Source organism: Streptomyces rishiriensis, assembly GCF_030815485.1.
In the GTDB taxonomy this organism is placed as follows: domain Bacteria; phylum Actinomycetota; class Actinomycetes; order Streptomycetales; family Streptomycetaceae; genus Streptomyces; species Streptomyces rishiriensis_A.
This window is the reverse complement of the sequence record NZ_JAUSWV010000002.1, coordinates 4,964,959-4,982,978: the sequence shown is the minus strand read 5'-3', so window position 1 is coordinate 4,982,978 and position 18,020 is coordinate 4,964,959. Positions and strand designations below refer to the sequence as shown.

General features: G+C 68.7%; 14 protein-coding genes. All 14 read right to left on the bottom strand.

Annotated elements, in window-relative coordinates; translation table 11 throughout:
- Positions 1–47: 47 nt before the first annotated feature.
- A complete protein-coding gene (gene recQ, locus QF030_RS24690; protein ID WP_307167679.1) occupies positions 48–2,090 on the bottom strand; it encodes a DNA helicase RecQ in 2,043 nt (680 codons plus the stop codon).
- Positions 2,091–2,315: 225 nt separating this feature from the next.
- Positions 2,316–3,974, bottom strand: a complete 1,659-nt coding sequence (nuoN, locus tag QF030_RS24685; protein WP_307164820.1) for an NADH-quinone oxidoreductase subunit NuoN — start codon at positions 3,972–3,974, stop codon at positions 2,316–2,318.
- A complete protein-coding gene (locus tag QF030_RS24680; protein WP_307164819.1) occupies positions 3,971–5,542 on the bottom strand; it encodes an NADH-quinone oxidoreductase subunit M in 1,572 nt (523 codons plus the stop codon). Before QF030_RS24680 ends, nuoN begins: the two co-directional genes overlap by 4 nt.
- 5 nt (positions 5,543–5,547) lie before the next feature.
- The gene (nuoL, locus tag QF030_RS24675) at positions 5,548–7,512 is read right to left on the bottom strand and encodes an NADH-quinone oxidoreductase subunit L (protein WP_307164818.1); all 1,965 of its coding nucleotides are present in this window, start codon (positions 7,510–7,512) and stop codon (positions 5,548–5,550) included.
- A 15-nt stretch (positions 7,513–7,527) separates the two neighbouring features.
- A complete protein-coding gene (gene nuoK, locus QF030_RS24670; RefSeq protein WP_020130147.1) occupies positions 7,528–7,827 on the bottom strand; it encodes an NADH-quinone oxidoreductase subunit NuoK in 300 nt (99 codons plus the stop codon).
- Positions 7,824–8,666, bottom strand: coding sequence for an NADH-quinone oxidoreductase subunit J (locus QF030_RS24665; protein WP_307164817.1), 843 nt, complete (start codon positions 8,664–8,666; stop codon positions 7,824–7,826). Before QF030_RS24665 ends, nuoK begins: the two co-directional genes overlap by 4 nt.
- The gene (gene nuoI, locus QF030_RS24660) at positions 8,663–9,304 is read right to left on the bottom strand and encodes an NADH-quinone oxidoreductase subunit NuoI (RefSeq protein WP_307164816.1); all 642 of its coding nucleotides are present in this window, start codon (positions 9,302–9,304) and stop codon (positions 8,663–8,665) included. Before nuoI ends, QF030_RS24665 begins: the two co-directional genes overlap by 4 nt.
- Entirely contained in the window at positions 9,297–10,658 is a 1,362-nt protein-coding gene (gene nuoH, locus QF030_RS24655; RefSeq protein WP_307164815.1) for an NADH-quinone oxidoreductase subunit NuoH, read from the bottom strand. The genes nuoI and nuoH overlap by 8 nt, the downstream gene beginning before the upstream one ends.
- Entirely contained in the window at positions 10,655–13,159 is a 2,505-nt protein-coding gene (locus QF030_RS24650; protein ID WP_307164814.1) for an NADH-quinone oxidoreductase subunit G, read from the bottom strand. The genes nuoH and QF030_RS24650 overlap by 4 nt, the downstream gene beginning before the upstream one ends.
- Complete coding sequence (gene nuoF, locus QF030_RS24645; protein WP_307164813.1) at positions 13,156–14,508, bottom strand: NADH-quinone oxidoreductase subunit NuoF; 1,353 nt, start codon at positions 14,506–14,508, stop codon at positions 13,156–13,158. The genes QF030_RS24650 and nuoF overlap by 4 nt, the downstream gene beginning before the upstream one ends.
- Positions 14,505–15,377 carry an NADH-quinone oxidoreductase subunit NuoE gene (nuoE, locus tag QF030_RS24640; RefSeq protein ID WP_307164812.1) on the bottom strand — a complete coding sequence of 291 codons (873 nt, stop codon included), beginning with the start codon at positions 15,375–15,377 and terminating at the stop codon, positions 14,505–14,507. The genes nuoF and nuoE overlap by 4 nt, the downstream gene beginning before the upstream one ends.
- The gene (locus QF030_RS24635) at positions 15,374–16,696 is read right to left on the bottom strand and encodes an NADH-quinone oxidoreductase subunit D (RefSeq protein ID WP_307164811.1); all 1,323 of its coding nucleotides are present in this window, start codon (positions 16,694–16,696) and stop codon (positions 15,374–15,376) included. Before QF030_RS24635 ends, nuoE begins: the two co-directional genes overlap by 4 nt.
- Positions 16,693–17,457, bottom strand: a complete 765-nt coding sequence (locus tag QF030_RS24630; RefSeq protein ID WP_307164810.1) for an NADH-quinone oxidoreductase subunit C — start codon at positions 17,455–17,457, stop codon at positions 16,693–16,695. Before QF030_RS24630 ends, QF030_RS24635 begins: the two co-directional genes overlap by 4 nt.
- Entirely contained in the window at positions 17,454–18,008 is a 555-nt protein-coding gene (locus tag QF030_RS24625; protein ID WP_062640096.1) for a NuoB/complex I 20 kDa subunit family protein, read from the bottom strand. Before QF030_RS24625 ends, QF030_RS24630 begins: the two co-directional genes overlap by 4 nt.
- Positions 18,009–18,020 lie beyond the last annotated feature (12 nt).

The following is an 18,020-nucleotide window of genomic DNA, read 5'->3' as shown; positions in this document are numbered from 1 at the left end:
GCCGCTCACAGGCCCCCGTGCCAAGCCTCCAGGCCAGTCCCCCGGCCCTACTCCCAGTCCTCGGGCTCCGGCTCCGCGTCCATCTCGGGCCAGTAGTCCGAACCACCCGGATCCGTTTCGTCACTCCGCACGGTGCCGGGGGCCGGGCGGGCCGGACGTACCGCGGCTTCGGGAGCGGCGGTGTCCGGTGTCCCGCCCAGCGAGGCCAGCACCGCGATCACGCCCTCCCCGTAGGTCACCAGCTTCTTCTCGCCGACCCCGCTGATGCCGCCGAGCTGTTCCACCGAGGTCGGCCAGGCGGTGGCGATCTCCCGGAGCGTGGCGTCGTGGAAGATGACGTACGCCGGGACGCCCTGCTCCCGTGCCTGCTCGGCCCGCCAGGCACGCAGGGCCTCGAAGGCCGGCGCCAGTTCCTCGGGCAGCTCGGCCGCGGCGGCCTTGGACTTGCTCCTGCCGGAGGAGGAAGAGCCCGACGCCTTCGACGTCGCCGGCTTCTTGGGCTCCTTGCGCAGCGGTACGTCCCGCTCGCGGCGCAGTACCGACCCGCTGGCCTCCGTCAGCACCAGCGTGCCGTACTCCCCCTCCACCGCGAGCAGTCCCTGCGCCAGCAACTGCCGCACCACGCCGCGCCATTCGCCCTCGGAGAGATCCGCCCCGATGCCGAACACCGACAGCTGGTCGTGATCGAACTGGATCACCTTGGCCGTGCGCTTGCCCGTGAGGATGTCGACGATCTGTACCGCACCGAACTTCTGCCCGCGCTCGCGCTGGAGCCGCACCACCGTGGACAGCACTTTCTGGGCCGCGACCGTGCCGTCCCAGGTCTCCGGTGGTGTGAGGCAGGTGTCGCAGTTGCCGCAACCCACCGCGCCCGGCTCCTGGCCGAAGTAGGCGAGCAGTTGTCCGCGGCGGCACCGGGAGGTCTCGCACAGCGCCAGCATCGAGTCCAGGTGCGCGGCGGCGCGCCGCCGGAAGGCCTCGTCGCCCTCGCCGGACTGGATCAGTTTGCGCTGCTGTATGACGTCGTTGAGGCCGTACGCCATCCATGCCGTGGAGGGCAGTCCGTCCCGTCCGCCACGCCCCGTCTCCTGGTAGTAGCCCTCGATCGACTTGGGCAGGTCGAGGTGGGCGACGAACCGTACGTCCGGCTTGTCGATGCCCATGCCGAAGGCGATGGTCGCGCACACGACCAGGCCTTCCTCCCGCAGGAACCGTGACTGGTGCGCCGCGCGCGTGCCGGCGTCCAGGCCCGCGTGGTACGGCACCGCCTCCACGCCGTTGCGCGAGAGGAACTCGGCCGTCTTGTCGACGGAGTTGCGCGAGAGGCAGTACACGATGCCGGCGTCGCCCGCGTGCTCCTCTCGCAGGAAGCTCAGCAGCTGCTTCTTGGGGTCGGCCTTCGGCACGATCCGGTACTGGATGTTGGGCCGGTCGAAGCTCGCCACGAAGTGCCGGGCCGACGGCATGTGCAGCCGCTGGGTGATCTCCTGGTGCGTCGCGTGCGTGGCCGTCGCCGTGAGCGCGATCCGCGGGACGTCCGGCCAGCGCTCGCCGAGCAGTGAGAGGGACAGATAGTCGGGGCGGAAGTCGTGGCCCCACTGGGAGACACAGTGCGCCTCGTCGATCGCGAAGACGGCGATCTTGCCCCGGGAGAGGAGGTCCAGGGTGGAGTCCAGGCGCAGTCGCTCCGGCGCCAGGTACAGCAGGTCCAGTTCGCCTGCGAGGAACTCCGCCTCGACCACCCGCCGCTCGTCGAAGTCCTGGGTGGAGTTCATGAACCCGGCGTTGACGCCGAGCGCCCGCAGCGCGTCCACCTGGTCCTGCATCAACGCGATCAGCGGGGAGACCACGATGCCCGTGCCGGGTCTGACCAGGGCGGGGATCTGGTAGCACAGCGACTTTCCGCCGCCGGTCGGCATGAGGACGACCGCGTCCCCGCCGGCCACCACGTGCTCGATGACCGCTTCCTGCTCGCCGCGGAAGGCGTCGTACCCGAAGACCCGGTGCAGCGTGGCCAGTGCCTCGCTGTCGGTCCGCTCCGATGTCCCGGTGATACCTGTCATCTCGCTGATCCCGCCCGTCCCGCCCATCGACTGGTCCCCCGTACGTCGTCTCTCGACCACTGCCTCCACGATAGGGGTCCGGACTGACAGCGCCGGAGTTATCCACAGGCTCGTTCCGGTGACCCAGGGTGCCAGGCGTCGGCGCATCGCGGACCGGATCATGTGCAACGGCGCCGACGGGCCCGGCCCCCACCTGGGGGACCGGGCCCGTCGTACGGAGATGCCCAGGTCGGCGCACCCGGGCGGAGCGGCTCAGCGCACGAACACTCCCGCCTGGTTCGCCAGGTCGAGGAAGTACTGCGGCGCCACGCCGAGCACCAGTGTGACCGCCACGCCCACCGCGATCGCCGTCATCGTCAGCGGTGACGGGACGGCGACGGTCGGGCCCTCGGGCCGAGGCTCGCTGAAGAACATCAGCACGATCACGCGGATGTAGAAGAACGCCGCGATCGCCGACGAGATCACACCGACCACGACCAGCGGGGCCGCGCCACCCTCCGCCGCCGCCTTGAACACGGCGAACTTCCCGGCGAACCCGGAGGTCAGCGGGATACCGGCGAAGGCCAGCAGGAAGACCGCGAACACGGCCGCCACCAAGGGCGACCGGCGCCCGAGCCCGGCCCATTTGGACAGGTGGGTCGCCTCGCCGCCCGCGTCGCGTACGAGGGTGACCACCGCGAACGCGCCGATCGTCACGAACGAGTACGCGGCGAGGTAGAAGAGGACCGACGAGACGCCGTCCGGAGTGGTCGCGATGACACCCGCGAGGATGAATCCGGCGTGCGCGATGGACGAGTAGGCCAGCAGCCGCTTGATGTCGGTCTGCGTGATCGCGACGATCGCGCCGCCCAGCATGGTGACGATCGCGACGCCCCACATGACCGGTCGCCAGTCCCACCGCAGGCCGGGCAGGACGACGTAGAGGAGGCGCAGCAGCGCGCCGAAGGCGGCCACCTTGGTCGCCGCGGCCATGAAGCCGGTGACCGGGGTCGGCGCTCCCTGGTAGACGTCGGGCGTCCACATGTGGAACGGCACCGCTCCCACCTTGAACAGCAGCCCCATGACGATCATCGCGGCGCCGACGAGGAGCAGCGCGTCGTTGCCCATGGTGTCGGCGAGCGCCGGGTTCACGTTCTGCACGGTGCCGTCGACGACCTGCGCGATCGTGCCGTACGAGACAGAGCCCGCGTACCCGTACAGCAGGGCGATGCCGAAGAGGGTGAACGCGGAGGCGAACGCGCCGAGGAGGAAGTACTTGACCGCGGCCTCCTGTGACATGAGCCGCTTGCGGCGGGCCAGTGCGCACAGGAGGTACAGCGGCAGTGAGAACACTTCCAGGGCGATGAACAGGGTCAGCAGGTCGTTGGCCGACGGGAAGACCAGCATGCCGGCGACCGCGAACAGCAGGAGCGGGAAGACCTCGGTGGTCGTGAAACCGGCCTTGACCGCGGCCTGCTCACTGTCGCTGCCGGGCACGGAGGCCGCCTGGGCGACGAAGGAGTCGACCCGGTTGCCGTGCACCTCGGGGTCGAGGCGCCGTTCCGCGAAGGTGAACAGACCGACCAGGGCGGCCAGCAGGATCGTGCCCTGGAGGAACAGGGCCGGCCCGTCGACCGCGATCGCGCCCATGGCCGCGATGCGTGCCTTCGTGGTGCCGTAGCCGCCCTCCGCGAGCGCCACCACCGCGGCGAAGGCGGCGGCCAGCGCCACGACGGATACGAACACTTGTACGTAGTAGCGGTGCTTGCGCGGCACGAACGCCTCGACCAGCACGCCGATGATCGCCGCGCCGATGACGATCAAGGTGGGCGACAATTGCCCGTACTCGATCTTCGGCGAGTCGATCTTCGAGATCGGTTCGGCCGCGGTTGCCGCCGTTGTCCACAGGCTGTGGACGGCTGATGCGCTCACTTGGCCGCCTCCACCTCGGGCTGGGGGTCCTTCTTGTGTACGTCGGACAGGGTCTGTTTGACCGCCGGATCCACGATGTCCGTGACGGGCTTCGGGTAGACGCCCAGGAAGATCAACAGCACGATCAGCGGGGCGACGACCACGAGCTCACGCGCGCGCAGGTCGGGCATCGCCGAGAGCTCCGGCTTCACCGGGCCCGTCATCGTCCGCTGGTAGAGGACGAGGGTGTAGAGCGCGGCGAGGACGATGCCGAAGGTGGCGATGATGCCGATCGCCGGGTAGCGCGCGAAGGTGCCGACCAGGACCAGGAACTCGCTCACGAAGGGCGCGAGCCCCGGCAGCGACAGCGTCGCCAGACCGCCGATCAGGAAGGTGCCGGCGAGTACCGGCGCGACCTTCTGCACCCCGCCGTAGTCGGCGATGAGCCGCGAGCCGCGCCGGGAGATCAGGAAGCCCGCGACCAGCATCAGGGCGGCTGTCGAGATGCCGTGGTTGACCATGTAGAGCGTCGCGCCGGACTGGCCCTGGCTGGTCATCGCGAAGATGCCCAGGATGATGAACCCGAAGTGCGAGATCGAGGCGTACGCCACCAGCCGCTTGATGTCCCGCTGACCCACGGCGAGCAGCGCCCCGTAGATGATGCTGATCACCGCGAGGACGAGGACGGCGGGCGTCGCCCACTTGCTCGCCTCCGGGAACAGCTGGAGGCAGAACCGCAGCATCGCGAAGGTGCCCACCTTGTCGACGACCGCCGTGATGAGCACGGCGACCGGGGCGGTCGCCTCACCCATGGCGTTGGGCAGCCAGGTGTGCAGCGGCCACAGGGGCGCCTTCACGGCGAAGGCGAAGAAGAAGCCCAGGAACAGCCAGCGTTCGGTGTTCGTCGCCATGTCGAGCGTGCCGTTGGCGCGGGCCTCGGCGATCTCCGTGAGCGAGAAGTTCCCGGCGACCACATAGAGGCCGATCACCGCGGCGAGCATGATCAGCCCGCCGACCAGGTTGTACAGGAGGAACTTCACGGCCGCGTACGACCGTTGCGTCGACGCCGCCTCCTCACCGTGCTCGTGGGCACGGTCCCCGAAGCCGCCGATGAGGAAGTACATCGGGATCAGCATGGCTTCGAAGAAGATGTAGAAGAGGAAGACGTCGGTCGCCTCGAAGGAGATGATCACCATCGCCTCGACGGCCAGGATCAGGGCGAAGAAGCCCTGCGTCGGCCGCCAGCGCTTGTTGCCCGTCTCCAGCGGGTCGGCGTCGTGCCAGCCCGCGAGGATGATGAACGGGATCAGCAGCGCGGTCAGCGCGAGGAGCGCGACCCCGATGCCGTCCACGCCCAGCTCGTACCGGACCCCGAAGTCCGCGATCCAGGAGTGCGATTCGGTGAGCTGGTAGCGGTCGCCGTCCGGATCGAAGCGGACCAGGACGACGATCGCCAGGGCGAGTGTCGCGAGGGAGAACACCAGGGCCAGCGATTTGGCGGCGTTGCGCCGGGCGGCCGGTACGGCGGCCGTGAGGACCGCCCCGATCGCCGGGAGCGCCGCCGTCGCTGTCAGCAGAGGAAAGGACATCGGTATCAGACCGCCCTCATCAGCAGGGTCGCGGCGACGAGGACCGCCGCACCGCCGAACATCGAGACCGCGTACGACCGCGCGAAGCCGTTCTGGAGTCGGCGCAGGCGCCCGGAGAGGCCGCCGACCGAGGCCGCCGTGCCGTTGACGACTCCGTCGACCAGGGTGTGGTCGACGTAGACCAGGGAGCGGGTGAGGTGCTCGCCGCCGCGGACCAGGACGACGTGGTTGAAGTCGTCCTGGAGGAGATCGCGCCGGGCGGCCCGGGTGAGCAGCGACCCGCGCGGGGCGACGACCGGGACAGGGCGGCGGCCGTACTGGGCGTACGCGATCGCCACGCCGATCACCAGGACCACCATCGTGGCGAGGGTGACGGTGAGGGCGCTGACCGGGGAGTCGCCGTGGGAGTGGCCGGTGACCGGCTCCAGCCAGTGCAGGAAGCGGTCGCCGATGCTGAAGAACCCGCCGGCGAAGACCGATCCGAAGGCCAGCACGATCATCGGGATCGTCATGACCTTGGGCGACTCGTGCGGGTGCGGCTCCGCGTGCTCGCCGTGGTGCGCGGCGGCGGGCTCCGCGCTGGGCGCCTCGGGGGAACGAGTGGGTCGGTTCTTCCAACGCTCCTCGCCGAAGAACGTCATCAGCATCACGCGCGTCATGTAGTACGCGGTGATGGCCGCGCCGAGCAGGGCGCAGCCGCCGAGGATCCAGCCCTCGGTGCCGCCCTTGGCGAACGCCGCCTCGATGATCTTGTCCTTGGAGAAGAAGCCGGACAGTCCCGGGAACCCGATGATGGCGAGGTAGCCCAGACCGAAGGTCACGAAGGTGACCGGCATGTACTTCCTGAGTCCGCCGTACTTGCGCATGTCGACCTCGTCGTTCATGCCGTGCATGACGGAGCCCGCGCCGAGGAACAGCCCGGCCTTGAAGAAGCCGTGCGTCACCAGGTGCATGATCGCGAAGACGTAGCCGATGGGACCGAGGCCCGCGGCCAGCACCATGTAGCCGATCTGCGACATGGTCGAGCCGGCCAGCGCCTTCTTGATGTCGTCCTTCGCGCAACCGACGATCGCACCGAACAGCAGCGTGACGGCACCGACGACGGTGACGACGAGCTGCGCGTCGGGTGCGCCGTTGAAGACGGCCGCCGAGCGGACGATCAGGTACACGCCCGCCGTCACCATGGTCGCCGCGTGGATGAGGGCCGAGACCGGGGTCGGGCCTTCCATCGCGTCCCCGAGCCAGGACTGGAGCGGCACCTGGGCGGACTTGCCGCAGGCGGCGAGCAGCAGCATCAGGGCGATGGCGGTCAGCTTGCCCTCGCTCGCGTCACCCGCGATGCCGGGTTCGCCTTCCGCCCCGAGCAGCGGGCCGAAGGCGAAGGTCCCGAAGGTGGTGAACATCAGCATGATGGCGATCGACAGGCCGATGTCGCCGACGCGGTTGACCAGGAAGGCCTTCTTCGCGGCGGTGGCGGCGCTGGGCTTGTGCTGCCAGAAGCCGATGAGCAGGTAGGAGGCGAGTCCGACGCCCTCCCAGCCGACGTACAGCAGCAGGTAGTTGTCGGCGAGGACGAGCAGCAGCATCGCCGCCAGGAACAGGTTCAGATAGCCGAAGAAGCGGCGGCGCCGCTCGTCGTGCTCCATGTACCCGATCGAGTACAGGTGGATCAGCGAGCCGACACCCGTGATCAGCAGCACGAACGTCATCGACAACTGGTCGAGGCGGAAGGCGACGTCCGCCTGGAAGCCCTCGACCGGGATCCAGCTGAACAGATGCTGCGTCAGCGTCCGGTCCTCGGCGTCCTTGCTCAGCAGGTCGCTGAAGAGGACGACGCCGAACACGAAGGAGACGGACGACAGGAGCGTGCCGACCCAGTGGCCGACGGCGTCGAGCCGACGGCCGCCGACCAGAAGGACGGCCGCTCCGAGCAGGGGCGCCGCGATCAGCAGCGCAATCAGGTTCTCCACGATTCTTCCGACCCCTTACAGCTTCATCAGGCTGGCGTCGTCGACCGAGGCCGAGTGGCGGGAACGGAACAGCGACACGATGATCGCGAGTCCGACCACGACCTCGGCGGCGGCGACGACCATCGTGAAGAAGGCGATGATCTGGCCGTCGAGATTGCCGTGCATCCGGGAGAAGGTGACGAACGCGAGGTTGCAGGCGTTGAGCATGAGCTCGATGCACATGAAGACGACGATCGCGTTGCGCCTGATCAGCACACCGGTCGCACCGATCGTGAACAACAGCGCGGCGAGGTAGAGGTAGTTGACGGGGTTCACTTCGACGCCTCCTCGGGCCGCTTGAGGTGTGGCGGCTCGATCGCGGTCCGCTCCAGGCGCTCCTCGGCGCGCTGTTCCAGGGCCTTGAGGTCGTTCAGCGCCTCGGTGGACACGTCCCGGATCTGGCCGCGCTCGCGCAGCGTCTTGCTCACCGTGAGCTCCGACGGGGTGCCGTCGGGCAGCAGACCCTGGACGTCCACGGCGTTGTGCCGCGCGTACACGCCCGGCGCGGGCAGCGGCGGTACGTGCTTGCCCTCACGGACCCGCTGTTCGGCCAGCTCACGCTGGGTCTTGGCCCGCTCTGTGCGTTCACGGTGGGTGAGCACCATGGCGCCGACGGTGGCCGTGATGAGCAGGGCGCCGGTGATTTCGAAGGCGAAGACGTACTTGGTGAAGATGAGGGCGGCGAGGCCCTCCACGTTGCCGTTGGCGTTCGCCTCGGCGAGGCCGGTGAACTCCGTCAGGGTGGCGTTGCCGATGCCGGCGATCAGCAGGATGCCGAAGCCGAGGCCGCTGACGAGGGCCAGCCAGCGCTGGCCCTTGATGGTCTCCTTCAAGGAGTCCGCCGCGGTGACACCGACGAGCATCACCACGAACAGGAACAGCATCATGATCGCGCCGGTGTAGACGACGATCTGCACGATGCCCAGGAAGTACGCCCCGTTGGCGAGGTAGAACACCGCGAGGACGATCATGGTGCCGGCGAGGCAGAGCGCGCTGTGCACGGCCTTCTTCATGAAGACGGTGCACAGGGCGCCGATCACCGCGACGGTGCCGAGCATCCAGAACTGCACGGCCTCGCCGGTGGAGGTGGAGTAGGCGGCGAGTTGTGCGCTCATCGGCCGACCACCTCCCCGGACGCCGGCTCGTCCGCGCCGGACGTGGCGGCACCCTCCTGCGGGGCCTCGCCCTTGGAGACGGCCGGCTGCTGTTCCGTGCCGGGCGCCGCCTCCGTCACCAGACCCCGGTAGTAGTCCTGCTCGTCCGTCCCCGGGTAGATCGCGTGGGGCGAGTCGACCATGCCCTCTTCGAGGCCGGCGAGCAGTTGCTCCTTGGTGTAGATCAGGTTGGCGCGGCTGGAGTCGGCGAGCTCGAACTCGTTGGTCATCGTCAACGCGCGCGTGGGGCATGCCTCGATGCACAGGCCGCACAGGATGCAACGGGCGTAGTTGATCTGATACACCCGCCCGTACCGCTCGCCCGGCGAGTAACGCTCCTCTTCGGTGTTGTCCGCGCCCTCGACGTAGATGGCGTCGGCGGGGCAGGCCCAGGCGCACAGTTCGCACCCGACGCACTTCTCCAGGCCGTCCGGATGGCGGTTGAGCTGGTGCCGTCCGTGGAACCGGGGAGCTGTGGTCTTCTCCTGCTCCGGGTACTGCTCGGTCAGCCGCTTCTTGAACATGGCCTTGAAGGTCACGGCGAAGCCGGCCACGGGGTTCTGGAAACCGGGCTTGGTCTCCTTGGGCTCCTCAGCCATCGGACGCCTCCTTTCCATCCAGCGATCCGTCACTCACAGTGTCCACTCCGCCACTGACAATGAGCTCTCGTTCCTGGTGCGGGCGGCGCCTGGGCACCGGCGGCAGCTCCTGTCCCGGCAGTGGCGGTACGGGGAATCCGCCCGCCATCGGGTCGAAGCCGGCGGGCTCGGCGGGGGCCTGTGCTTCCTTGCCCCCGTTGCGGAACATGTCCGCGATGAAGGACAGGAGCAACAGAGCCAGGACGCCACCGCAGACGTAGAGAGCGATCTCGGCGAAGTCGTAGTTCTCGTTGCGCAGGGTCCGTACGGTCGCGACGAGCATCAGCCACGTCACCGAGACCGGGATCAGGACCTTCCAGCCGAGCTTCATCAACTGGTCGTAGCGGACGCGGGGCAGCGTGCCGCGCAGCCAGATGAAGAGGAACAGCAGCAGCTGCACCTTGGCGATGAACCAGAGCATCGGCCACCAGCCGTGGTTCGCGCCCTCCCAGAAGGTGCTGATCGGCCAGGGGGCCCGCCAGCCGCCGAGGAAGAGCGTGGTCGACACGGCGGAGACCGTGATCATGTTCGCGTACTCGGCGAGCATGAAGATCGCGAACTTGATCGACGAGTACTCGGTGTTGAAGCCGCCGACCAGGTCGCCCTCGGACTCCGGCATGTCGAAGGGGGCACGGTTGGTCTCGCCGACCATCGTGATGATGTAGAGGATGAAGGAGACCGGCAGCAGGAGGATGTACCAGCGGTCCTGCTGCTGTTCGACGATCGTCGACGTCGACATCGACCCCGAGTAGAGGAACACCGAGGCGAACGAGGCGCCCATGGCGATCTCGTAGGAGATCATCTGGGCGCAGGACCGCAGTCCGCCCAGCAGCGGGTAGGTGGAGCCGGAACTCCAGCCCGCCAGCACGATGCCGTAGATGCCGATCGAGGCGCAGGCGAGGATGTAGAGCATCGCGATCGGCAGGTCGGTCAGCTGCATCGTGGTGCGCTGGCCGAAGATCGAGACCTCGTTGCCGGCCGGGCCGAAGGGGATCACCGCGATCGCCATGAAGGCCGGGATGGCCGCGATGATCGGCGCGAGGATGTACACCACCTTGTCCGCGCGCTTGACGACGAGGTCTTCCTTCAGCATCAGTTTGATGCCGTCGGCGAGCGACTGGAGCATGCCCCAGGGGCCGTGCCGGTTGGGGCCGACGCGCAGCTGCATCCAGGCGACGACTTTCCGCTCCCAGACGATGGCGAACAGCACGGAGAGCAGCAGGAAGGCGAAGCAGAAGACCGCCTTGAAGACGACCAGCCACCAGGGGTCGCGGCCGAACATCGAGAGGTCCTCAGCGGCGAAGTACGGGCTCATGCCTCCACCTCCTCGGTGGCATCGGCGACGAGCGTCGCCGGGCCGATGCGGACAAGGGCGCCGGGTGTCGCCCCGGCGTCGGAGGCGACGCCTCCGCCCGTGGAGTTCAGCGGGAGCCAGACCACCCGATCGGGCATCTGTGTGATCAGCAGCGGCAGTTCGACCGCCCCTGCGGGCCCGGTCACGGCGAGGACGTCGCCGTTCTTGACGCCCACCTCGGCGGCCGTGGCGGGCGACACACGCGCGTGTGCGGCGTGCCGCGTCCCGGCGAGCGCCTCGTCTCCCTGCTGGAGGACACCCCGGTCGAGCAGCAGACGGTGCCCGGCGAGAACGGCCTCGCCCGCGGCGGGACGCGGCAGCTGGGCGGCGGTCTCCAGGGACTCGGGGGCCCGCGGCCCGTCCCACGCGCCGAGCCGGTCGAGCTCCGCGCGCGCGGTGCGCAGGTCCGGCAGGCCGAGGTGGACGTCCATGGCGTCGGCGAGCATCTGGAGCACGCGTGCGTCGGAGGGCGCCGGACGGCGTGTCATCTGGTCGGGCTTCAGGGCAGCCTCGAAGAAACGGACCCTGCCCTCCCAGTTGAGGAAGGCGCCCGCCTTCTCGGCGACCGCGGCCACCGGGAGGACGACATCGGCGTGCTCGGTGACCTCACCGGGCCGCAGCTCCAGCGACACGACGAAGCCGGCCTCGGCCAGCGCCACACGCGCGCGTGCCGGGTCGGGCAGGTCCGCGACCTCGACGCCCGCGACGAGCAGCGCCTGAAGTTCGCCGGACGTGGCGGCCTCGATGATCTGCCCGGTGTCCCGGCCGTAGCGGTGCGGAAGTTCGGCGAGGCCCCAGGCCGCGGCGACCTCCTCACGCGCCCGTGGGTCGGTGGCCGGACGACCGCCCGGCAGCAGTGACGGCAGAGCGCCGGCCTCGATCGCGCCCCGCTCGCCCGCCCGGCGTGGAATCCACACGAGTCGGGCGCCGGTCGCCGCGGCGGCCCGCACGGCGGCGGTGAGGCCGCCTGCCACGCCGGCCAGCCGCTCGCCGACGACGATCACCGCGCCTTCGGCCCGCAGCGCCTCGGCGGCCTTGCCGCCCGCGTCCTCCAGGCCGACGCCGCCCGCGAGTGCGTCCAGCCACTCCGTCTCGGTCCCCGGTGCGGCCGACAGCAGTGTGCCGCCCGCCTTCTCCAGGCCCCGGGTGACGTGCGTGGCCAGCGAGAACACCCGCTGTCCGTGCTTGCGCCAGGCCTTGCGCAACCTCAGGAAGACGCCGGGCGCCTCCTCCTCCGACTCGAACCCGACGAGCAGTACGGCGGGCGCCTTCTCCAGCAGGGTGTACGTGACGCCCGTACCGTCGAGGTCACGTCCGCGGCCGGCGATGTGGGCGGCCAGGAAGTCGGCCTCCTCACTGCTGTGCGCACGCGCGCGGAAGTCGATGTCGTTGGTGTCGAGCGCCACGCGCGTGAACTTGCTGTACGCGTAGGCGTCCTCGATGGTGAGGCGGCCGCCGGTCAGGACACCGGTCCTGCCACGCGACGCCAGCAGACCCTGGGCCGCGATCTGCAACGCCTCCGGCCAGGAAGCCGGTACGAGGTTCCCCTCGGCGTCGCGCACCAGAGGCGTGTCGAGCCGGTCCCGCTGCTGGGCGTACCGGAACGCGAACCGCCCCTTGTCGCAGATCCACTCCTCGTTGACCTCGGGGTCGTTGGCGGCCAGGCGCCGCATGACCTTGCCGCGCCGGTGGTCGGTGCGCGTGGCGCAGCCGCCGGAGCAGTGCTCGCAGACCGACGGTGAGGAGACCAGGTCGAAGGGCCGCGAGCGGAATCGGTACGCCGCCGAGGTCAGCGCGCCGACCGGGCAGATCTGGATGGTGTTGCCGGAGAAGTACGACTCGAAGGGGTCGCCCTCACCGGTCCCCACCTGCTGCAGCGCGCCCCGCTCGATCAACTCGATCATCGGGTCGCCCGCCACCTGGTTGGAGAACCGGGTGCAGCGCGCGCACAGTACGCACCGCTCACGGTCGAGCAGCACCTGCGTCGAGATCGGCAGAGGCTTCTCGTACGTGCGTTTCCTGCCCTCGAAGCGGGACTCCGCCTGGCCGTGCGACACGGCCTGGTTCTGCAGGGGACACTCGCCGCCCTTGTCACAGACCGGGCAGTCCAGCGGGTGGTTGATGAGGAGCAGCTCCATCACACCGTGCTGCGCCTTCTCGGCCACCGGTGAACTGAGCTGGGTCTTCACCACCATGCCGTCCGTGCACGTGATCGTGCAGGACGCCATCGGCTTGCGCTGGCCCTCGACCTCGACGATGCACTGCCGGCAGGCGCCGACCGGATCGAGGAGGGGATGGTCGCAGAAGCGCGGGATCTCGATGCCGAGTTGCTCGGCGGCCCGGATGACCAGGGTGCCCTTGGGCACGCTGATCTCGGCGCCGTCGATCGTCAGCGTCACGAGATCTTCCGGCGGGACCGCCGCCTCGCCGCCTCCGGAGGGAGCGCTGGTGGTCACCGTCATGCGTTCACCTCCGTGTGCTTGTCCGCCCAGACCGTCGACTTGGCCGGATCGAAGGGGCAGCCGCGGCCCGTGATGTGCTGCTCGTACTCCTCGCGGAAGTACTTGAGCGAGGAGAAGATCGGCGAGGCCGCGCCGTCGCCGAGGGCGCAGAAGGACTTGCCGTTGATGTTGTCGGCGATGTCGTTGAGCTTGTCGAGGTCGGAGAGGGCTCCCTTGCCGGCCTCGATGTCCCGCAGCAACTGCACGAGCCAGTACGTTCCCTCACGGCACGGGGTGCACTTGCCGCAGGACTCGTGCGCGTAGAACTCGGTCCACCGGGTGACGGCCCGCACGACGCAGGTCGTCTCGTCGAAGCACTGGAGAGCTTTGGTGCCGAGCATGGAACCCGCGGCACCCACTCCTTCGTAGTCAAGAGGGACGTCGAGGTGCTCCTCGGTGAACATCGGCGTCGAGGAGCCGCCCGGTGTCCAGAACTTGAGCCGGTGCCCCGGCCGCATGCCGCCGCTCATCTCGAGGAGCTGGCGGAGGGTGATGCCGAGCGGGGCCTCGTACTGGCCGGGGGCGGCGACATGGCCGCTGAGCGAGTAGAGCGTGAAGCCCGGGGACTTCTCGCTCCCCATCGACCTGAACCATTCTTTGCCGTTTTGCAGAATCGCGGGAACCGACGCGATCGATTCGACGTTATTCACCACAGTCGGGCACGCATAGAGGCCCGCGACGGCAGGGAAAGGAGGGCGCAGCCGCGGTTGACCACGGCGGCCTTCGAGCGAGTCGAGCAGCGCGGTCTCCTCACCGCAGATGTACGCGCCGGCGCCGGCGTGCACGGTGAGTTCGAGGTCGAGTCCGCTGCCCAGGATGTTCTCGCCGAGGTAGCCCGCCGCGTAGGCCTCGCGCACGGCCTCGTGCAACCGCCGCAGAACGGGGACGACTTCACCACGCAGATAGATGAAGGCATGAGACGACCGGATCGCATAACACGCGATCACAATGCCCTCGATGAGGCTGTGCGGGTTCGCGAAGAGGAGCGGGATGTCCTTACAGGTCCCGGGCTCCGATTCGTCGGCGTTGACAACTAGATAGTGCGGCTTTCCATCACCCTGGGGAATGAACTGCCATTTCATTCCCGTCGGGAATCCCGCGCCGCCACGCCCTCGCAGACCGGAGTCCTTCACGTACGCGATCAGGTCGTCCGGCGACATGGCGAGCGCCTTGCGGAGGCCCTCGTACCCTTCGTGCCTTCGGTAGACGTCCAGGCTCCAGGACCGGTCCTCGTCCCAGAAGGCCGACAGCACGGGTGCGAGCAGCTTTTCCGGGCTGCCGCCCTTCAACTCGGGTGCCAAGGTCATCACTCCCCCTCCTCGGCGGTAGGCCCTGCCGGGTGAGCCGGGTCGGAGGCCGATGTGTTCTGCGGCGCGTCGTGCGAACTCAGGTGCTCCTTGGGCGACGGCTCGTGCACCGTCCGGTCCTGCGGCTCGTCGTGCGGCCCGCCGTCCCGCGGGTGGACCACTCGCGCGGGTGCGGTCTCTCCCCTTGCCAGGCGAAGACCCACCAGCGACGCCGGTCCCGCACTGCCGCTCGCCTCGACGGCACCCTCCCGCTCGTCGGGGAAGCCCGCCAGGATCCGGGCGGTCTCCTTGAAGGTGCACAGCGGCGCACCGCGCGTCGGCGCGACGGTGTGACCGATCCGCAGGTCGTCCACCAGGCGCTTCGCGCTCTGCACGGTCTGGTTGTCGAAGAACTCCCAGTTGACCATCACGACCGGCGCGAAGTCACAGGCCGCGTTGCACTCGATGTGCTCCAGGGTGATCTTGCCGTCGTCGGTGGTCTCGCCGTTGCCGATGCCCAGGTGCTCCTGGAGCTGTTCGAAGATCGCGTCACCGCCCATCACCGCGCACAGCGTGTTGGTGCAGACGCCCACCTGGTAGTCGCCGCTGGGGCGGCGCCGGTACATGGTGTAGAAGGTGGCGACCGCGGTGACCTCCGCCGTGGTCAGTTTCAGCACGTCCGCGCAGAACTGCATCCCGGTGCGCGTGACGTGTCCCTCCTCCGACTGCACGAGATGCAGCAACGGCAGGAGCGCGGACCGGGAGTCGGGATAGCGGGCGATGATCTCGCCCGCATCCGCCTCCAGCCGGGCCCGGACGTCGTCCGGGTAGGCGGGCGCGGGCAGTTCGGGCATACCCAGGCTGACGCCCCGCTCGGAAGAAGAGGTGGTCACCGGTCGACGCCTCCCATTACGGGGTCGATGGAGGCGACGGCGACGATGACGTCGGCGACCTGGCCGCCCTCGCACATCGCCGCCATGGCCTGAAGGTTGGTGAAGGACGGGTCCCGGAAGTGGACCCGGTAAGGGCGGGTGCCTCCGTCGGAGACGGCGTGCACACCGAGTTCGCCCTTGGGTGACTCGACGGCCGCGTACGCCTGTCCCGGCGGGACGCGGAAGCCTTCGGTCACCAGCTTGAAGTGGTGGATCAGGGCCTCCATGGAGGTGCCCATGATCTTCTTGATGTGGTCCAGGGAGTTGCCCAGACCGTCGGGGCCCAGGGCGAGCTGGGCGGGCCAGGCGATCTTGCGGTCGGCGACCATGACAGGGCCGGGCTGCAGCCGGTCCAGGCACTGCTCGACGATCCGGAGCGACTGGCGCATCTCCTCCAGGCGGACCAGGAAGCGGCCGTAGGAGTCGCACGAGTCGGCGGTCGGGACATCGAAGTCGTACGTCTCGTAGTCGCAGTACGGCTGCGCCTTGCGCAGGTCGTGCGGAAGGCCGGTGGACCGAAGGATCGGACCGGTGGCGCCGAGGGCCATGCAGCCGGCCAGGTCGAGATAGCCGACGTCCTGCATACGGGCCTTGAAGATGGGGTTCCCGGTGGCGAGCTTGTCGTACTCGGGGAAGTTCTTCTTCATCTTCTTCACGAACTCGCGGATCTGGTCCACCGCGCCGGGCGGCAGGTCCTGGGCGAGTCCGCCGGGGCGGATGTACGCGTGGTTCATCCGCAGGCCCGTGATGAGCTCGTAGATGTCGAGAATCATTTCACGATCACGGAATCCGTAGATCATGATCGTGGTGGCACCGAGTTCCATGCCGCCCGTGGCGATGCACACCAGGTGGGAGGACATCCGGTTCAGCTCCATCAGGAGCACCCGGATGATCTTGGCTCGCTCGGTGATCTGGTCCTCGATGCCGAGGAGCTTCTCGACGGCGAGACAGTAGGCGGTCTCGTTGAAGAACGACGTCAGGTAGTCCATGCGCGTCACGAACGTGGTGCCCTGCGTCCACGTGCGGTACTCGAGGTTCTTCTCGATACCGGTGTGGAGGTAGCCGATGCCGCAGCGGGCCTCGGTGACCGTCTCGCCCTCGATCTCCAGGATCAGGCGGAGCACCCCGTGAGTGGAGGGGTGCTGGGGGCCCATGTTGACGATGATGCGCTCGTCGTCGGCCCGGGTCGCGGACTGGACGACCTCGTCCCAGTCGCCACCGGTGACCGTGTACACAGCGCCCTCGGTGGTCTCACGGGCGGATGCTGACTGCGTGCTCATGAGTACGACCTCCGCTGGTCCGGAGCCGGGATCTGGGCGCCCTTGTACTCGACGGGGATGCCGCCGAGGGGGTAGTCCTTGCGCTGCGGATGGCCCTGCCAGTCGTCCGGCATCATGATCCGCGTCAGGGCCGGGTGACCGTCGAAGACGATCCCGAAGAAGTCGTAGGTCTCGCGCTCGTGCCAGTCGTTCGTGGGATAGACGGAGACCAGGGACGGGATGTGCGGGTCGGCGTCCGGCGCGCTGACCTCCAGCCGGATCAACCGGTTGTGGGTGATCGAGCGCAGGTGGTAGACGGCGTGCAGCTCACGGCCCTTGTCGTTCGGGTAGTGCACGGCGCTGACGCCGGTACAGAGCTCGAAGCGCAGGGCCGGATCGTCGCGCAGGGTGCGCGCCACACGGAGCAGGTGCTCGCGTTCGATGTGGAAGGTGAGCTCATCGCGGTCGACGACCGTCTTCTCGATCGCGTTGGCGGGGAGCAGACCCTGCTCCTCCAGCGCGCCCTCGAGTTCGTCGGCGACCTCGTCGAACCAGCCGCCGTAGGGCCGGCTCGCCGCTCCCGGGAGCCGGACGGAGCGGACCAGGCCGCCGTATCCGGAGGTGTCGCCACCGTTGTTGGCGCCGAACATCCCGCGCTGGACGCGGACCTCCTCACCACCTTGGCCGCGCTGGCCAGGGAGGTTGGAGGCGGAGAGATCCTTCTCGGGGTTCACCCCGTTCGAGGAGTCGTCGGCGCCGTGGGTGCCGTTTGCGTCGCTCACCGCAGCAGCCCCTTCATCTCGATCATGGGCAGGGCCTTGAGCGCCGCTTCCTCCGCCTCGCGGGCCGCCTCCTCGGCGTTCACGCCGAGCTTGGTGTTCTGAATCTTGTGGTGGAGCTTGAGGATCGCGTCCATCAGCATCTCGGGGCGCGGTGGGCAGCCCGGGAGGTAGATGTCGACGGGCACGATGTGATCGACGCCCTGGACGATCGCGTAGTTGTTGAACATGCCGCCGGAGGAGGCGCACACGCCCATGGAGATGACCCACTTGGGGTTCGGCATCTGGTCGTAGACCTGCCGGAGCACCGGCGCCATCTTCTGGCTCACCCGGCCGGCGACGATCATGAGGTCCGCCTGACGGGGTGAACCCCGGAAGACCTCCATACCGAAGCGCGCCAGGTCGTAGCGGCCCGCACCGGTGGTCATCATCTCGATGGCACAGCAGGCGAGGCCGAACGTGGCGGGGAAGACGGACGCCTTGCGCACCCAGCCCGCGGCCTGCTCGACGGTGGTCAGCAGGAATCCGCTCGGCAGCTTTTCTTCGAGTCCCATGGCTAAAGGCCC